This window comes from Pseudomonas sp. MF08817 (genome assembly GCF_059862705.1).
This window is the reverse complement of the sequence record NZ_JCBCUY010000021.1, coordinates 23,026-39,123: the sequence shown is the minus strand read 5'-3', so window position 1 is coordinate 39,123 and position 16,098 is coordinate 23,026. Positions and strand designations below refer to the sequence as shown.

At 64.2% G+C, this 16,098-nt stretch carries 16 protein-coding genes and 1 pseudogene; 7 read left to right on the top strand and 10 right to left on the bottom strand.

The features are described from left to right. Positions 1-32 precede the first annotated feature (32 nt). On the bottom strand, positions 33-665 hold the full coding sequence (locus tag AC19YR_RS14535; RefSeq protein ID WP_095107767.1) for a hypothetical protein: 633 nt from the start codon (positions 663-665) through the stop codon (positions 33-35). A gap of 318 nt (positions 666-983) precedes the next feature. Between AC19YR_RS14535 and AC19YR_RS14530 the strand changes: the two are divergent. From AC19YR_RS14530 to AC19YR_RS14515, 4 genes and pseudogenes are all read left to right on the top strand, one after another. Further along, positions 984-1,997: pseudogene (locus AC19YR_RS14530) on the top strand (methyl-accepting chemotaxis protein); the annotation flags it as partial. Positions 1,998-2,039: 42 nt separating this feature from the next. After that, positions 2,040-2,903 carry a methyl-accepting chemotaxis protein gene (locus tag AC19YR_RS14525; RefSeq protein WP_500599027.1) on the top strand — a complete coding sequence of 288 codons (864 nt, stop codon included), beginning with the start codon at positions 2,040-2,042 and terminating at the stop codon, positions 2,901-2,903. A gap of 139 nt (positions 2,904-3,042) precedes the next feature. After that, positions 3,043-3,435: a lysozyme inhibitor LprI family protein gene (locus AC19YR_RS14520; protein ID WP_500598980.1), complete on the top strand. Its 393-nt coding sequence runs from the start codon at positions 3,043-3,045 to the stop codon at positions 3,433-3,435. A 125-nt stretch (positions 3,436-3,560) separates the two neighbouring features. Continuing rightward, positions 3,561-5,039, top strand: coding sequence for a SulP family inorganic anion transporter (locus tag AC19YR_RS14515; RefSeq protein WP_500598978.1), 1,479 nt, complete (start codon positions 3,561-3,563; stop codon positions 5,037-5,039). A 20-nt stretch (positions 5,040-5,059) separates the two neighbouring features. Here AC19YR_RS14515 and AC19YR_RS14510 read toward each other — a convergent pair whose 3' ends face one another. Together AC19YR_RS14510 and mdaB are read right to left on the bottom strand one after the other, a co-directional pair. Next, positions 5,060-5,971, bottom strand: a complete 912-nt coding sequence (locus AC19YR_RS14510) for a LysR substrate-binding domain-containing protein (RefSeq protein WP_500598976.1) — start codon at positions 5,969-5,971, stop codon at positions 5,060-5,062. 88 nt (positions 5,972-6,059) lie between these two features. Beyond that, the gene (gene mdaB, locus AC19YR_RS14505; RefSeq protein WP_095107762.1) at positions 6,060-6,644 is read right to left on the bottom strand and encodes an NADPH:quinone oxidoreductase MdaB; all 585 of its coding nucleotides are present in this window, start codon (positions 6,642-6,644) and stop codon (positions 6,060-6,062) included. 198 nt (positions 6,645-6,842) lie between these two features. Between mdaB and AC19YR_RS14500 the strand changes: the two genes are divergently transcribed. Next, positions 6,843-7,157 (top strand): putative quinol monooxygenase, encoded by a 315-nt coding sequence (locus AC19YR_RS14500; protein ID WP_500598974.1) that lies wholly within the window; start codon positions 6,843-6,845, stop codon positions 7,155-7,157. Here the strand turns inward: AC19YR_RS14500 and AC19YR_RS14495 are convergent. Further along, positions 7,147-7,911 (bottom strand): sulfite exporter TauE/SafE family protein, encoded by a 765-nt coding sequence (locus tag AC19YR_RS14495; protein WP_095108181.1) that lies wholly within the window; start codon positions 7,909-7,911, stop codon positions 7,147-7,149. The genes AC19YR_RS14500 and AC19YR_RS14495 overlap by 11 nt on opposite strands. Positions 7,912-8,100: 189 nt before the next feature. Here AC19YR_RS14495 and AC19YR_RS14490 point away from each other — a divergent pair, with 189 nt between their 5' ends. After that, positions 8,101-9,003: a LysR substrate-binding domain-containing protein gene (locus tag AC19YR_RS14490; RefSeq protein ID WP_500598972.1), complete on the top strand. Its 903-nt coding sequence runs from the start codon at positions 8,101-8,103 to the stop codon at positions 9,001-9,003. Positions 9,004-9,247: 244 nt separating this feature from the next. Here AC19YR_RS14490 and kynU read toward each other — a convergent pair whose 3' ends face one another. Next, on the bottom strand, positions 9,248-10,498 hold the full coding sequence (gene kynU, locus AC19YR_RS14485) for a kynureninase (protein WP_500598970.1): 1,251 nt from the start codon (positions 10,496-10,498) through the stop codon (positions 9,248-9,250). A gap of 170 nt (positions 10,499-10,668) precedes the next feature. Here kynU and AC19YR_RS14480 point away from each other — a divergent pair, with 170 nt between their 5' ends. Further along, complete coding sequence (locus AC19YR_RS14480) at positions 10,669-11,142, top strand: Lrp/AsnC family transcriptional regulator (RefSeq protein WP_095107758.1); 474 nt, start codon at positions 10,669-10,671, stop codon at positions 11,140-11,142. A 48-nt stretch (positions 11,143-11,190) separates the two neighbouring features. Here AC19YR_RS14480 and AC19YR_RS14475 read toward each other — a convergent pair whose 3' ends face one another. The 5 genes from AC19YR_RS14475 to AC19YR_RS14455 form a co-directional block, all read right to left on the bottom strand. Continuing rightward, a complete protein-coding gene (locus AC19YR_RS14475) occupies positions 11,191-11,964 on the bottom strand; it encodes a 1,6-dihydroxycyclohexa-2,4-diene-1-carboxylate dehydrogenase (protein WP_095107757.1) in 774 nt (257 codons plus the stop codon). A gap of 9 nt (positions 11,965-11,973) precedes the next feature. Further along, a complete protein-coding gene (gene benC / locus AC19YR_RS14470) occupies positions 11,974-12,987 on the bottom strand; it encodes a benzoate 1,2-dioxygenase electron transfer component BenC (RefSeq protein WP_095107756.1) in 1,014 nt (337 codons plus the stop codon). Positions 12,988-12,997: 10 nt separating this feature from the next. Beyond that, positions 12,998-13,486: a benzoate 1,2-dioxygenase small subunit gene (benB, locus tag AC19YR_RS14465; RefSeq protein ID WP_095107755.1), complete on the bottom strand. Its 489-nt coding sequence runs from the start codon at positions 13,484-13,486 to the stop codon at positions 12,998-13,000. Continuing rightward, positions 13,486-14,844 (bottom strand): benzoate 1,2-dioxygenase large subunit, encoded by a 1,359-nt coding sequence (gene benA / locus AC19YR_RS14460; protein WP_500598968.1) that lies wholly within the window; start codon positions 14,842-14,844, stop codon positions 13,486-13,488. The genes benB and benA overlap by 1 nt, the downstream gene beginning before the upstream one ends. A 205-nt stretch (positions 14,845-15,049) precedes the next feature. Continuing rightward, positions 15,050-16,006 carry an AraC family transcriptional regulator gene (locus AC19YR_RS14455; RefSeq protein ID WP_095107753.1) on the bottom strand — a complete coding sequence of 319 codons (957 nt, stop codon included), beginning with the start codon at positions 16,004-16,006 and terminating at the stop codon, positions 15,050-15,052. Positions 16,007-16,098: the final 92 nt, after the last annotated feature.

The window sequence follows — 16,098 nt, the reverse complement described above, 5'->3', positions numbered from 1 at the left end:
TGACGAGCGGGGGCCTTTGCATTGCGCGTAAATCAACCCGGGACGTTGAACGACAGGGTCGCCACATGCACCACGGTGTCGAACTTCTGCCCCTGGACCGTGACCGCGCCGTTGACCTGGGCCACCACTTCCAGCACGTACTGGCCGGGAAACGGCGTGTCCAGGGTCACGCTGCCATCGGCGGCAGGCTTGATCGTGCGGTTCCACTGCCGGGAGGTGTAGACGTTGACCTGGGACGCCGACACCACACCGCCCTTCCAGTACAACTTGAACGTGTTGCCATTGGCGGTGGTGGGCACCAGTTCCAGGTCGTTACGGGCCTTGGTTTCGCTGCGCCCTTCCTTGGCTTCGTAGAGGGTCAGCTTGCCCGGCTCGGTTTGCTTGGCACTCACACGTAAATCCCCGGCCACGCTCTGGGCAATCGGAAAACCATCGCCACTGGCCGCCAGCGGCACACGTTTGCCCTCGCCCAACAACGCCTCGACCTGAATCAGCGTACTCAGGGCCAAGCGCTCGCTGGGCTGGAAGTTACTCAAGTACGCCTTCGCCGGTTGCCCGGCACCGCGCTCCAGCCACAGGTAGTCGGCAAACGCGGCCGGCGTGGCCAGGGTGACAGCCAGGGCAACGCTGCCCAGCCAGAAAGAGCGGCAAGAAGTGACAGGCATGCAAAGTCCTTTTTATGAAGACAAACGCGAAAACGCGTTGGATGGCGTGGGGTTCACTAGATAAGACGAATGAGCCGGCAAAAACCCGCAACCTCAATCCTGATAATTTTGCGCAACCGCGCCGCAGGCCTCGGCACAAGCGAAGACGGGCCCCACCCTTTGACCGTCCGTCGCCAGGCAAAACTTCCCTGCGCAAAAACCGTTTCAGCTCTCGCCCCAGCGGCCGATAAACCGCTGCGATACAACCTTGCTGGCACTTAAAAACAACAACCTTCCAGCCAACCGACGAAAAAAACTCAACGTGACTGGAGCACTTCAATGAATAGCTGGTTCGGCAACATCAGCGTCAACCTCAAACTGGGCCTGGGCTTCGGCCTGGTGCTGGTACTCACCAGCATCCTCGCCCTGACGGGCTGGACCAGCCTGGGCGGGTTGATCGACCGCAGCAACTGGATGAGCGACATCACCCAGCTCAACGCCGGCCTGACCAAGCTGCGCATCAGCCGCTTGCAGTACATGCTCACCAATGGCGATGAAAGCGCCGCGCAAAACGTGCAGGGCACCCTCGACGAATTCAGCGCCCAACAACAGGCCTTGCTCAAGAGTTTCAAGAGCCCGGACAACCTCAAGCTGCTGCGCGAACAAGGCACCACCATCGCCGCCTACCAGCAGTCGCTGAACAAAATGCGCAGCGCCTACCGCGACGGCAACGCGGCGCGCCAGGTCATGGGCCAGAACGCCGAAACCGCCAACAGCCTGATCGAAGCAATCAGCACCCAAGTCAAGCAAATGCCCCTGAGCGATCAACGCTTCGAGCAGTTCCAAACCATCACCCAGGCCCGCGAAGCCTTCCTGCTGGCGCGCTACGAAGTGCGCGGCTACACCGCCGACACCAAGGCCGAGACCGAGCAAAAAGCGCTCAACCAACTGAACCTGGCCATCGCCAGCCTCAAGGACCTCAACAGCCACTTCGCCGACACCCAGCAAGTGGCCCTGCAACAGCTCGAAAGCGCCCTGCTCAACTACCGCGCCGCGTTGCAGGCCTACAAAGCGGCCTACAGCCAAGCCGTGGACGCCCGCGCGGAAATGACCGTGCAAGGCGCCGACATCGTCAAGATCAGCGACCTCCTCTACCAGGTCCAGCTCGACCGTCGCGACAGCGAAAGCGCCCAGGCCCGCAGCCTGCAACTGGTCAGCACCTTGCTGGCGCTGCTGGTGGGCATCCTCGCTGCCGTACTCATCACCCGCCAGATCACCCGCCCGCTGCGCGAAACCCTGGCCGTGGTCGAGCGCATTGCCAGTGGCGACCTGAGCCACACCCTGCACGTCACCCGCCGCGATGAACTGGGCGTGCTGCAACAGGGCATCGCACGCATGGGCGTGACCCTGCGCGAACTGATTACCGGGATCCGCGACGGCGTCACCCAGATCGCCAGCGCCGCCGAAGAACTCTCGGCCGTGACCGAAGAAACCAGCGACGGCGTCAACCGCCAGAAAGTCGAAACCGACCAGGTGGCCACCGCGATGCACGAAATGACCGCCACCGTGCAGGAGGTGGCGCGCAACGCCGAGCACGCCTCCCGAGCCGCCGCCGATGCCGACAGCGAAGCCCGCGCCGGCGACAAAGTGGTGGCCCAGGCCATCGAGCAGATCGAACGCCTGGCCAGCGAAGTGGCGCGCTCCACCGAAGCCATGAGCGTGCTGCAACACGAAAGCGACAAGATCGGCAGCGTCATAGACGTCATCAAGGCCGTGGCCGAACAAACCAACCTGCTGGCTCTCAATGCCGCCATCGAAGCCGCCCGTGCCGGTGAAGCCGGGCGTGGCTTTGCGGTGGTCGCCGACGAAGTACGCGGCCTGGCCCAACGCACGCAAAAATCCACCGAAGAAATCGAAGGCCTGGTGGCCGGCCTGCAAAACGGCACCCAGCAAGTGGCCACGGTGATGAACAACAGCCGCAGCCTCACCGACAGCAGCGTCGAACTGACCCGCCGCGCCGGCACCTCGCTGGAAAACATCACCCGCACCGTGTCCAGCATCCAGTCGATGAACCAGCAGATCGCCACCGCCGCCGAACAGCAAAGCGCCGTGGCCGAAGAGATCAGCCGCAGCATCCTCAACGTGCGCGACGTGTGCGAACAAACCGCCGCCGCCAGCGACGAAACCGCCTCGGCCAGCGTCGAACTGGCGCGCCTGGGCAGCCAGTTGCAGACCATGGTCAGCCACTTCCGGGTGTGAGCAGAACCCGCCCGAGCCTCCTGCGGGAGGGGGCTCGCCCGCGAGGGCGCCGGGTCAGTTAACATTCACGCCGACTGACACTCAGCCATCGCGGGCAAGAGCCCGCGCCCACAAACGCTTGTCTGCGCCAAGGTGCCCCATGAATCGCCACCTCCTGTTCGCCCCTCTCCTGCTTCTGGGCCTGTGCGCCACCGCCCAGGCCAACCCCGACGCCGACAGCCCGGCCTACAGCCAGTGCATGAAAGCTTCCGGCGGCGTGACCGTGGAAATGCTCGACTGCCAGGCCGCAGAGATCAAACGCCAGGACACCCGCCTGAACCAGGCCTACAAAGCCGCGATGGCCGCCCTGGACGCCGACAAAAAAGCCCCGCTCAAGGACGTGCAGCGCCTGTGGCTCAAATACCGCGACGCCAACTGCGGCTTCGTTGCCAGCCTGACCGGCGGCACCATCGATGCCATCAACGCCAGTTCCTGCTTCCTGGACATGACCAAGACCCGCGCCCGGGAACTGGAAAACCTCGTCGGCCCATAACCCCAAGCGCTGTAGCACGCGGGCTTACCCGCTTGCTACAGCAGCGGTCTGCCCACTATCGCGCCCATCCCCTGTAAACTCCCGCCCCCGTTTTTGTTACCAGATAAATCACCCTGGACCTGCCCATGCTCGCCTCCCTCCAACACCACTGGTTTTCCAATGTCCGCGCCGATGTGCTGGCCGGGCTGGTGGTGGCCCTTGCCCTGATCCCCGAAGCCATCGCGTTTTCCATCATCGCCGGGGTAGACCCCAAGATCGGCCTGTACGCCTCCTTCAGCATGGCGGTGGTGATCGCCTTCACCGGCGGGCGCCCAGGGATGATCTCCGCGGCCACCGGAGCCATGGCCCTGTTGATGGTGACGCTGGTCAAAGACCACGGCCTGCAATACCTGCTGGCCGCCACGCTGTTGTGCGGCGCACTGCAAATCGGCGCCGGGTATCTCAAGCTGGGGTCGCTGATGCGCTTCGTCTCGCGCTCGGTGGTCACCGGTTTCGTCAATGCCTTGGCGATCCTGATTTTCATGGCCCAGTTGCCGGAACTGACCCACGTCACCTGGCACGTCTACGCCATGACGGCGGCGGGCCTGGGCATCATCTACCTGTTCCCCCACGTGCCCGTGATCGGCAAGGTCATCCCCTCGCCGCTGGTGTGCATCCTGGTGCTGACGGCCGTGGCGATGGGGCTGGGCCTGGATATCCGCACCGTCGGCGACATGGGCGCGCTGCCCGACACCCTGCCGATCTTCCTCTGGCCGGACGTACCGCTGAACCTGGACACCCTGAAAATCATCTTCCCCTACTCCGCCGCCATGGCCGTGGTCGGCCTGCTGGAGTCGATGATGACCGCCACCATCGTCGATGAAATGACCGACACCCCCAGCGACAAAAACCGCGAATGCAAGGGCCAGGGCCTGGCCAACATCGCCACCGGCCTGCTAGGCGGCATGGGCGGTTGCGCGATGATCGGCCAGTCGGTCATCAACGTGAAATCCGGCGGGCGCACGCGCCTGTCTACGCTTGTCGCCGGGGTGGCGCTGTTGTTGATGGTGGTGTTCCTCAGCGACTGGGTCAGCCGCATCCCTATGGCCGCGCTGGTGGCGGTGATGATTATGGTGTCCATCGGCACCTTCAGTTGGGACTCGCTGCGCAACCTCAAACGCTACCCGCTGTCCACCAACATCGTCATGGTTGTGACCGTGGCCGTGGTCGTCGGCACCCACAACCTGGCCTACGGCGTACTTGCTGGCGTGCTGCTGGCCGCGCTGTTCTTCGCCAACAAGATGGGCCACTACCTGGCCGTGGAGTCGGCCCTACAAGACCACGGCCAGTGCCGGGTTTACCGGGTGGTCGGCCAGGTATTCTTCAGCTCGGCAGACAAATTCCGCGCCGCCTTCAACCTCAAGGAACACCTGCCCCGCGTGTGCATCGACCTGACCCAGGCGCACTTCTGGGACATCACCGCCATCGCCGCCCTCGACAGCGTGATCCTCAAACTGCGCGCCAACGGTGCCGAGGTGCAGGTGCTCGGCCTGAACCAAGCCAGCGCCACCCTGGTGGACCGCTTTGGCCTGCACGACAAGGAAGGCACAGCGGCCAGCGCTTAGCTGTCAGCTTGCCGCTCCCCCTATCCCCTGAACTCCGCCAGCGCATAACCCGCCAGTTTGTCCTGGATAAAGTCCAGGAAGCACTGGATGCGCAACGCCAATTGAGAGTTGCGGTAATACACCGCGTTGATCGGCTGGCGGTAGCCGCTGTTGGCCTCGGCCAGCAGCACCTGCAAGCGCCCGGTGCGGATGTCGTCGCAGGTCATGAAGTGGGACAAGCAGACGATGCCCTGCCCCGCTAGCGCCAGGTGGCGCAGGGTTTCGCCGCTGGAGGCGCTGAGGCTTGCCTCGATCTGCCAGCGGTCGCCGTGGGCGTGGCGCAGGGGCCAGTGGTTGAGAGTTTCGGTCTGGGTGAAACCGAGCAACTGATGGTCGCCCAACTGCTCCACCGTGGTCGGCGTACCGTGGCGCGCCACGTAGTCGGGGCTGGCGAGGATATGCAGCGGGCTACAGCCCAGGGAGCGCGCGTGCAGGGTGGAGTCGGCCAGGGCGCCGATGCGGATGGCGATGTCGGTGCTCTGCTCCAGCAGGTCGATTATCAGGTCGTTGCTGTTGAGTTCCAGTTGGATATCCGGGTAGAGCCCGCGGAATTCGGCGATGTAGGGCACGATGGCGTGCAACATGAAGGGCGCCGCCGCGTTGATCCGCAAGCGCCCGGAGGGGGTTTGCTGGCGGGCACTGAGGCGCTCTTCGAGTTCGTCCATCTGGTCGAGGATGCGCTTGGCGTGCTCGAAAAAGTACTTGCCCTCTTCGGTCAGGTCCATGCGCCGGGTGGTGCGGTTGATAAGCGTGGTGTCGAGCTTGGCCTCCAGGCGCGACAGGCTGCGGCTGACCGCCGAAGGGGTCTGGCCAACCTGCTCGGCGGCGGCGGAAATCGAACCGCATTCGATCACGCAGACAAACATCTGCAACTCATCGGATCTGGCTTTCAACGGGCATCCTCTGCGGCTGGGGGAGGCTGCTTGTAGCAGGCAGGCGAGCCCGCTTGCTACCGACAACCAGTGCGCCGCAGATAGTAGCTTAAAGGCCGAACACCTTGGCCAGGTGCGCCTCGTAACGCTGCACGTCGCCGGCCACGTCGGGGCGTTTCATCACGTCCACGCACAGGAAGGTCGGCAACGCCTCCAGGCCGAGGAAGGCGTTGGCCTTGTGGAACGGGAAGTACACCGCGTCCACGCCCTTGCCTTCAAAAAAATCCGCGGGGTCGTCGAAGGCTTGCTGCGGGGCGTTCCAGGTCAGCGACAGCATGTACTGCTTGCCCTGCAACAGCCCACCGCTGCCGTACTTCTGCGAGGCGTCGCTGCGGGTGCGGCCGTCGTTGGCGTAGAGGCTGCCGTGACCACGGGTGAAGACCTCATCGACGTACTGCTTGACGATCCACGGCGCGCCCATCCACCAACCCGGCATCTGGTACACGATGACGTCGGCCCAGAGAAACTTCTGCACCTCTTCATCGATGTCGTAGCCGGCGTCGATGTGGGTGACTTTCACATCCACACCGCCACGGTCCAGCACGGCCGCGGCGGCTTCGTGCAGGGTCAGGTTGTAGCGGCCATCGGAGTGGGCGAATTGTTTGCCGCCGTTGAGCAACAGGACTTTCTTCATGGTGAGTAGCCTCATCGGGTATCAATGCGCAGCGCCAGGGGCGGCGGATCGAGAAGAGTGAAAAACGATGAGGCCAGGTTATAGAGCGACCGCACGCGGAATAAGCCCGCCATCGGCAAAATACATTTGACCCATAAGCACGAATCGACAGCAGATTGTTGTCGTAAAGTTGGCGCCCTCAAACCAGAGGAGATCGCCATGAGTGCATTGCACAGTTTCATCCTGCACGCCCACACCCAAGCGGAAACAGCCGACGCCTTCGAGGCGTTGTTCCGCGCCTATGTGCAGCCCAGCCGCGCCGAGCCGGGCTGCATCGAGTACCACATGCTGCGCGACCGCGAAGACCCGACGCTGTTTATCTTTTATGAGGTGTGGCAAAGCCGCGCGCACTGGGACATCCACGCCAACCTGCCCCATATGCGGCAGTTTTTCGAGCAACGCATGGACTACCTGGCGCGGGATTTCGAGACCCGTATGATCGACATGCTCAGCCCCGCCTCGGCTAACCGCTGACCAGCAAGTGCGCCCCCAGCAGGCCGAGGCCGACAAAGAACACCCGCTTGAACAGCACAGCGCTGATGCGCTGGCGCAACCACTGCCCCAGCCACATGCCCAACAGGGCCGGCACCAGCGCCAGCAATGACGCCCCCAGCTCAGCGCCGCCCAAGGCACCGCCCCACGCCAAGCCGGCCGCCAGGGCCAGGGTCGAGACGCTGAACGACAGGCCCAAGGCTTGCACCAGTTGATCCCGTTGCAGCCCCAGCGCCTGTAGATAGGGCACCGCCGGGATCACGAACACCCCGGTGGCCGCCGTAATGGCACCGGTCAACACGCCACACAGCGGCCCCAGCCAGGGTTCGTGCCGCGCCGCCAGGCGCAGGGCCGGCAGGCACAACCCGCTCAGGGCATACAGCAACAGCGCCGCGCCCAACCCCCGCACCACCCACGGCCCGCCCTCCATGCCCAGCCACAGCGCCCCCGCCCCGGTGCCCAGGAAGATTGCCAGCAGCATCGGCCACAACCGCCCCAGCAGCCCACGCAAATGCCCGCCAAACGCCAATTGCCAGAGGTTGGTCAACGCCGACGGCACAATCAGCAGCGCCGCAGCCTGCGCCGGCGCCATAGCCAAGCCGAGCAAGCCCATGGCGATGGTAGGCAAGCCGAGGCCGATCACGCCCTTGACCGTACCGGCCAGCAAGAAGGTCAACAGCACCAGCGCCATAAGGGCCGGGCCGAGGTGTTGGTAGTACGCCAGGACAGTATTCATGGCGCCCATAATCCCCCCTGCACGCGAGGCTGGAAATGCGCGATTGGCGCAGGCAGACTCTTGTTTCCCGATAGGCACACGCATCAGTAACAAGCGGGCTTGCCCGCGCTGGAGTGCGTAGCGCGCCTCGGGTTTTAGGGCCGCTACGCAGCCCAGCGCGGGCGAGCCCGCTTTCTACAGGGCCAAACCATGCACTTCGACCTGACTGACCTGCGGCTTTACCTGAACATTCTCGACTGCGGCAACATCACCGCCGGCGCGGCGCGCAGCCATTTATCGCTGTCGGCGGCCAGTGCGCGGGTGCGCGCAATGGAGGTGTCGGCGGGGGTGGCGTTTTTCGAGCGCGGGCGCCGTGGCGTCTACCCGACGCCCGCCGGCCAGGCCCTGGCACGGCATGCCCGGGCGTTGCTGCAACAGGCCGAGCACCTGCAACAGGAACTGGCGGAGTACGCCAGCGGGGCCAAGGGCCAGGTGCGCTTGCTGTGCAACACCACGGCCCTGAGCCAATACCTGCCCGAACGCCTGGCGGATTTTCTACACGCACACCCCAACCTCACTATCGACGTGCAGGAACTGCCCAGCCAGCGCATCACCCACGCCCTGCGCCAGGGCGCGGCGGACCTGGGCATCATCTGCGACGCCGTTGACCGCCAGGGTTTACACAGCCGCGCCTTTTGCGACGACCCGCTGGTGTTGATCCTGCCGCTGGACCATCCCCTGGCCGGCGCCCCTGAGTTGACCTTCGCCCAGACCCTGGGCCACGACTATGTAGGCCTGAACGCCAGCAGCGCCCTAGCGATTTACCTGGAGGAACAGGCTCTGCACTGCGGCCGGCGCATGCAGACCCGCATCCGCGCCGAGGGTTTTGATGGGGTGATACGCATGGTGGCCCGTGGCGCCGGGCTGGGCATCGTCCCCCTGGCCGCCCTTGAACGCGGGCCGGCACCACAGGCATTGCACCGCCGCGAGCTGCAAGAACCCTGGGCACGGCGCAAATTGCTGCTGTGCGCCCGTTCGTTCGAGCAACTGCCCGGCTATGCCCGGGCGCTGCTGGAGGCGTTGACCGCCCCCGCAGGCTTTTCGGCGGTTTGAGAACCGCCATCGCGAGCAGGCTCGCTCCCACTGGGGGATAGGCCCCCCAAGCGCAACCCTTGTTGGAAGTCGTCACGCTAGGTGCCTCTTTATTAGTGTGGTTGCACGCGGTTGGGGGTGTATCAGGCTAACTTGCCATCCACCCTGTGGGAGCGGGCCTGCCCGCGATGGCTATGCTCCAGCCGCGAGAGTTCTGCTGGCTGTACTGGCCTAATCGCGGGCAAGCCCAGGCCCACAAGGAGTGTCACGTCACGCTATGGCGCACCTGGAATTCTTCCCGGGCCCAGGTTTTCTGGTCGAGGATCTCGCCCAGGATCTCGACCGCGTCGAACACTTCGCTAAAGCGCGTGTACAGCGGCGTGAAGCCAAAGCGCATGATCCGCGGTTCGCGGTAGTCGCCGATCACGCCCCGGGCGATCAAGGCCTGGACCACCGCGTAGCCCTCGGGGTGCTCGAAGCTGACGTGGCTGCCGCGCTGGGCGTGCTCACGCGGGGTGACCAGGGTCAGGCCGTGGGTGGCGCAGCGTTTTTCCACCAGCGCGATGAACAGGTCGGTCAGGGCCAGGGATTTACGGCGCAGGCTGGCCATGTCGGTCTGGTCGAAGATGTCCAGGCCGCATTCCACCATCGCCAGCGAGGTGATCGGTTGGGTGCCGCACAGGTAGCGGGCGATGCCGCTGCTGGGCGCGTAGGCGGTTTCCATGGCGAACTGGCGGGTGTGGCCGAACCAGCCCGACAGCGGCTGGTTGACCAGGTCGCACAGCGCCGGCGCCACCCAGACGAACGCCTGGGAACCCGGGCCGCCGTTGAGGTACTTGTAGGTGCAGCCGATGGCGTAGTCGGCACCCGCGCCGTGCAGGTCCACCGGCACCGCGCCGGCCGAGTGGGCCAGGTCCCAGATCGTCAGCGCGCCGCATTCGTGGCTCAGCGCGGTGAGGGCCTGCATGTCGTGCATGTGGCCGCTCTTGTAATTGACGTGGGTGAGCATCACCACCGCTGTGTCCGGGCCGATGGCTTGCGGCAACTGTGCCGGGCTGTCCACCAGGCGCAGGGAGTAGCCCTGTTGCAGCAGGTCCGCCAAGCCTTGGGCGATGTACAGGTCGGTGGGAAAGTTACTGCTTTCAGTGACGATCACCCGCCGCTCGGGCGCCCGTTGCGCCTGCACTTGCAAGGCCGCGCTGAGCACCTTGAACAGGTTGATCGAGGTGGTGTCGGTGACCACCACTTCCCCCGGCCCGGCGCCGATCAGGCAGGCGAGCCGGTCCCCCAGGCGCTCGGACAAGGCGCGCCAACCGGCGCTGTTCCAACTGCGGATCAGGCCATTGCCCCACTCCTCGGCGATCACCTGTTGGGCCCGGGCCAGGGCCGCCACCGGGCGCGCACCGAGGGAGTTGCCGTCGAGGTAGATCACCCCCTCGGGCAAGGCAAACTGCTCGCGCAACGGCGCCAGCGGGTCTTGCGCATCGAGCGCCAGGCAATCGGTTCTGCTAGTCATGGAAGGTCCTGTCAGGGAAACACGCATCGGTGCGGCCAACCGCAGCCGGCCTCGTGAAGCAGATGATGAACCAGGAACCGGAAAATTTTCGTGCAAAGTGCAGCGTTGCATCGGCACTATTGCGAAGAAAATTCGATTCCAACTCCAATAATCGCGGATTTATTCAAACCATGACTCTGGACTCCACCGACCTGCGCATCCTGCATTTCCTGCAACAGGACGGGCGCATCAGCAATCAGGAACTGGCCGAGAAAGTCGCCCTCTCCCCTTCGGCCTGCCTGCGGCGCCTGCGCCTGCTGGAAAGCGAGGGCATCATCACCGGCTACCGCGCAGTGCTCAACGCCGAACGCCTGGGCATCGAGTTAGAAGCCATCGTCCATGTGTCCCTGCGCCAGGACGTGGCCGATTGGCACGAAACCTTTATCAAGAAGGTGCACTCCTGGCCCGAAGTGGTCACCGCCTACGTCATCACCGGCGCCAGCAACTACGTGCTGCGGGTGCAGGCGCGCAACCTCAAGCACTTCTCCGATTTCATCGTCAACCACCTCAACCGCACGGCAGGCGTCACCGACATCCGCTCGGAAATCGTGTTGCAGAAGATCAAGGAAAAGGAAGAGTTGCTGGACTTGGTGGTGCGCAAGTAGGGGCGGTGACCACGCCCCTCATGGCCGCGAGCCTTTGTGGCGTGCAGTTCACCCCTGGTCCCCACCGCCCACCGGCATGACCATGCCGGTGATGTACGAGGCGTCGTCCGAGGCCAGGAACAGGATGGCGGCGGCCTGTTCGTCGATGGTGCCGTAGCGTTTCATCAGGGTGCTGTCGCGGGTCTGGTCGACGATTTGCTGGTACCAGATTTTCTCTTGCGGTGACTGTTCGGCGCTGTTGCGCGGGATGCGCCGTGGCGGCGCTTCGGTGCCGCCCGGGGCGGTGGCGTTGACGCGGATGCCGCGTTCGGCGGTTTCAAAAGCCAGGCACGCGGTCAGTGCATTCACGCCGCCCTTGGCCGCGCCGTAGGGCACGCGGTTGAGGCTGCGGGTGGCGATCGACGACACGTTGACGATCGCCCCGCTGCCCTGCGCCAGCATGTACGGCAGCGCCGCGTGGCAGCACCAAAGCGTGGGGAACAGCGAGCGCTGCACTTCCTTGGCGATTTCGTGCGCTTGGTAGTGCTCGAACGGCTTGGCCCAGATCGTGCCGCCGACGTTGTTCACCAGAATATCCAGGCGCCCGAAGGCCTCGATGGCCGCCGCCATCACGCGGCTGCATTCTTCGTACTGCTCCAGGTCGGCGGTCAGGGCCAGCACTTTGCCGGGCAGTTCATCGCGCAACTCAAACAGCAATTCGGACCGGTCGACCACCACCAGATGCGCGCCTTCGGCGGCCATGCGCTCGGCGACGCGGCGGCCGATGCCCTGGGCGGCGCCGGTAATCAGCGCGACCTTGCCAGCAAAACGTGCAGTGCTCATGGGCTGTCCTCAGGCCGCGCTGGCGGCGAATTTTTCGTAGTAGAAGTTCGCCGGGGCCACGCCCTGTTCGGCGAGGAAACGGCTGACGCCATCGACCATTGGCGGTGGCCCGCACAGGTACACGTCGACATCGCCGCCGTTCAGGTGCTGGGGCTCGATGTGCTGGGTCACGTAGCCCTTGAGCGGGTGGGCGCTGTCGGGGCTAGCCACGCAGGCGCTGAAGGTGAAGTTGGGAATCTGCGCGGCGAAGGCCTGCAAACGCTCCAGCTCGACCAGGTCGTGGTCGTGGGTGACGCCGTAGATCAGGTGCAAGGGGTGCTCGCTGCCCTGCTCGGCAATGCGCTCGAGCATGGCGGTGAACGGCGCCAACCCGGTGCCGCCGGCCAACAGCAGCAGCGGGCGGCGGATATCGCGCAGGTAGAACGAGCCCAGGGGCCCGGCCAGGTTGATCGGGTCGCCGGCCTTGGCCAGTTCGGTAAGGAAGCGGCTCATCAGCCCGCCCGGCACGTTGCGGATCAGAAAGCTGACTTCGCCGTCATGCTGCAACGAGCTGAAGGAGTAGGCGCGGGTCTGTTCGCTGCCCGGCACTTGCAGGTTGACGTACTGGCCCGGCAAAAACGCCAGTTTGCTCAGGGCCTCGCCCTTGATCGACAGCGACAAGGTGCTGTCCGACAACTGGCGCACCTGGCTGATGGCCGCGGCGTAGCTGGCCTGCTGGGTGCGGCACACCTCGGAGGAGGCCGGCACCCGCAGCACGCAGTCGCTTTGCGCGCGCATCTGGCAGGTCAGCACGTAACCCTGGGCGGCTTCGTCTTCGCTCAAGGCGTCGTCGATGTAGTCCTCGCCCAGTTCGTAGCGGCCCGCCTCGGCAAAGCACTTGCAGGTGCCGCAAGCGCCGTCACGGCAGTCCAGGGGGATGTTGATGCCTTGGCGGTACGCCGCGTCGGCCACGGTTTCGCCGGTTTCAGCGGCGATGAAGCGGGTGACCCCGTCTTCGAAATTCAACGCAACTTGATAGGACATGGCCCCAGCCTCACAAATGGTAGATGTCGATGACCTGGCGAACGTAGTCGTTCTTCAGGATGACCTTCTTGGCCTTAATCAGCGGGGTCTGGCCGCGCACATCCAGGGTGTAGAAACTGCTGCCGAAGTAGCTGTCCACGGTTTTGTAGCGAAAGCTCAGGGTGTGCCAGTTGAAGCGCACCTTGCACAGCCCGTCGGCCTGTTCCAGCACCTCGACGTTGCTGATGTTGTGGGAGGTGCGGGTGTCGGGCACGGTGGCGCTGGAGCGCTCGGTCTTGATGCGAAACACGCGGTCTTCCAGGCCACTGCGGTTGCCGTACCAGATCAGCGAGATTTCACGTTGGGGGTCTTGGGTCAACTCGTCGTTGTCGTCCCAGGACGGCATCCAGAACGAGGCGTCGGCGGCGTAGAGTTCCAGCCAGTTGTCCCAGTCCTTGTCGTCCAGGTAACGCGCCTCGCGGTAGAGGAAGGCGCATACCGCTTCATGGGCAATGCTCATCACAGGGCCTCCACGGGGATGTGCTTGGCCTGCTCGGCGGCCAGGGCCTTGAGCATGGTTTGCTGCCAGTATTTGTGTTGCAGCACGAACAAGCCTTCGTCTTCGGTGCGCACGCCGCTGAGCAGCGGGTGCAGGTCGATTTCCCGGGCGGCGGCGTCGGCGCCTTCGACCCAGTGCTCGGCCCCGCGGGACATGTCGTTCCAGCCTCCGGCGCCCTGGTAGCCGAGCTGGCAGGAGCGGAACTCTTCCAGGTCATCCGGGGTGGCCATGCCGCTGACGTTGAAAAAATCTTCGTACTGGCGGATGCGCTTGGCGCGCGCCTCGTCGCTCTCTCCCTTGGGGGCGATGCAGTAGATGGTGATTTCGGTGCGGTTGACCGAGATCGGCCGGGCAATGCGGATCTGCGAGCTGAACTGGTCCATCAGGTAGACGTTGGGGTACAGGCACAGGTTGCGCGAGTTTTCGATCATCCAGTCGGCGCGGGCCTTGCCGAAGTCTGCGGCGAGTTCGTCGCGGCGCTCGTAGAGCGGGCGGTCCTCGGGGTTGGCCCAGCGGGTCCAGAGCAGCAGGTGGCCCTTGTCGAAGGAGTAGAAGCCCCCGCCCTGCTTGGCCCAGCTCCCGGCGCTCATGGTCGGGTTGCAGTCGCCGGCCTCGCGCTGTTTGCGCTGGTTCTGGGTGGCGGCGTAGTTCCAGTGCACGGAGCTGACGTGGTAGCCGTCGGCGCCGTTCTCGGCGGTGAGTTTCCAATTGCCTTCGTAGATGTAGCTGGAGGAACCGCGCAGCACTTGCAGGCCATCGGCGGACTGGTCGACGATCATGTCGATGATTTTCGCCGACTCGCCCAGGTGTTCCACCAACGGCACCACGTCAGCCTTGAGGCTGGCGAACAGAAACCCCCGGTAGGACTCGAAGCGCGCCACTTTGGTCAGGTCGTGGGAGCCTTCGCAGTTGAAACTCGACGGGTAGCCCGCTTCGGCCGGGTCCTTGACCTTGAGCAGCTTGCCGGAGTTGTTGAAGGTCCAGCCGTGGAACGGGCAGGTGTAGGTGGCACGGTTGCCGGTCTTGTGCCGGCACAGCATGGCGCCGCGATGGCTACAGGCATTGATGAAGGCATTGAGCACGCCGTCTTTGTTGCGCGCGATAAAGATCGACTGGCGGCCCATGGTGGTGGTGTAGAAGTCGTTCTTGTTGGGGATCTGGCTCTCGTGGGCCAGGTACAGCCAGTTCCCTTCGAAGATGTGTTCCATTTCCAAGTCGAACAGCCGCGGGTCGGTGAACATCTCGCGCTTGCAGCGGTAGACGCCCTGTTCGGGGTCATCCTCGAGCATGGAATGAAGGTATTCGGGTCGCAAAGACATGGCCAAAGCCTCCGTTGTTATTGTTCAGGCAAGGCTCATGCTAGGCAGGCGCAGGTGGCGGCAATATCCGCTTTGTGCAGATCGCTATCCGTTTTGTGCAGGGAGGGCCTTTGAAATCGCTATCGCAGGCAAGCGCAGCGCCACCCGGCCCGCTCTGTGGGAGCGAGCCTGCTCGCGATGGCGCCCGCTCAGGCGCCACGCAACCTCAATGCCGGCGCTTGAGGGTATCGGAGGGCAACTCGCCAAACTGCTGGCGGTAGCTTTGCGAGAAGCGCCCCAGGTGCAAAAAGCCGTAGTCCATGGCCAGTTCGGTGACGTTGCGCACGTTGCAGGTGTCGTCGCTCAGGCAAGCGCGCACGCGTTCGAGTTTTTTCAGGCGGATGTAGTGGCTCGGTGTGGTGTGGGCGTGGCGCTCGAACAGCGAGTAGAGCGAGCGCAGGCTCATGCGCGCCTGGCGCGCCAGGGCTTCGCCGTCGATGTCCTGCTTCAGGTGCTGGTCGATGTAATCGACTATGTGCTCGAAGGTCGCGTCCCGCGAACTCAGGTGGGCGCGGCGCACGTTGGTCTTCATCAGGCTGAGCATTTTGCCGGCGACAATCTGCGCGTAGTGCTCCTGCACCTTGGGCATCGGCTCACCCGCCTCGGCTTCCAGGCAGACCATGGCCAGCAGGTTGACGAAGCCGTCCAGCTCGCCAAGGGTGTAGCGGTTTTGCAGGAAGCGCACGCCGGTTTCCGGGTAGAGCCAGCGTTGCTCCAGGCAAGCGGCTTGCATCAGGTGCGTGGGGATCTTGAGGATGAATTTTTCGCAATCGGCGGAATAGGTCAGGTCCACCGGATCGTCGGGGTTAATCAGCAACAGCTCGCCTGGCGCCAGGTAGTGTTCCTGCTGGTGGCCGCGCCACAGGCAGTGGCCGCGCAGCAGCACTTGCAGGTGGTAGATGGTTTCCAGGGCCGGCGAGGTGACGTGCACGCTGCCGCCATAGCTGATGCGGCACAGGTCCAGGCTGGCGAATTTGCGGTGGTTGAGGCTGGCCTCGGGGTTGGAGGCCCTGGGCAGATGGATGCAATGGGCGCCGACATGCTGGTTGACGTAACCGGACACCGCGTAGGGGTCGGCCCGCTCAAACACCAGGCTGCGCTCGCTCAGCAGATGACTTTCCATAACCAGGCACTCTAATTGTTGTTATTTAGCCGCGAGTCTATCCCAGTGGCCTGTACTGCCCGCGCCAATAAAAATGCCGCGAGATAAACGGT

Coding starts and splice junctions, on each gene's coding strand:
- kynU (WP_500598970.1), bottom strand. CDS start 10,498: ATGACTAGCAGAACCGATTGCCTGGCGCTCGATGCGCAAGACCCGCTG.
- AC19YR_RS14535 (WP_095107767.1), bottom strand. CDS start 665: ATGCCTGTCACTTCTTGCCGCTCTTTCTGGCTGGGCAGCGTTGCCCTG.
- AC19YR_RS14520 (WP_500598980.1), top strand. CDS start 3,043: ATGAATCGCCACCTCCTGTTCGCCCCTCTCCTGCTTCTGGGCCTGTGC.
- benA (WP_500598968.1), bottom strand. CDS start 14,844: ATGTCTTTGCGACCCGAATACCTTCATTCCATGCTCGAGGATGACCCC.
- mdaB (WP_095107762.1), bottom strand. CDS start 6,644: ATGAAGAAAGTCCTGTTGCTCAACGGCGGCAAACAATTCGCCCACTCC.
- AC19YR_RS14455 (WP_095107753.1), bottom strand. CDS start 16,006: ATGGAAAGTCATCTGCTGAGCGAGCGCAGCCTGGTGTTTGAGCGGGCC.
- AC19YR_RS14480 (WP_095107758.1), top strand. CDS start 10,669: ATGACTCTGGACTCCACCGACCTGCGCATCCTGCATTTCCTGCAACAG.
- AC19YR_RS14515 (WP_500598978.1), top strand. CDS start 3,561: ATGCTCGCCTCCCTCCAACACCACTGGTTTTCCAATGTCCGCGCCGAT.
- benC (WP_095107756.1), bottom strand. CDS start 12,987: ATGTCCTATCAAGTTGCGTTGAATTTCGAAGACGGGGTCACCCGCTTC.
- benB (WP_095107755.1), bottom strand. CDS start 13,486: ATGAGCATTGCCCATGAAGCGGTATGCGCCTTCCTCTACCGCGAGGCG.
- AC19YR_RS14500 (WP_500598974.1), top strand. CDS start 6,843: ATGAGTGCATTGCACAGTTTCATCCTGCACGCCCACACCCAAGCGGAA.
- AC19YR_RS14475 (WP_095107757.1), bottom strand. CDS start 11,964: ATGAGCACTGCACGTTTTGCTGGCAAGGTCGCGCTGATTACCGGCGCC.
- AC19YR_RS14495 (WP_095108181.1), bottom strand. CDS start 7,911: ATGAATACTGTCCTGGCGTACTACCAACACCTCGGCCCGGCCCTTATG.
- AC19YR_RS14490 (WP_500598972.1), top strand. CDS start 8,101: ATGCACTTCGACCTGACTGACCTGCGGCTTTACCTGAACATTCTCGAC.
- AC19YR_RS14525 (WP_500599027.1), top strand. CDS start 2,040: ATGGGCGTGACCCTGCGCGAACTGATTACCGGGATCCGCGACGGCGTC.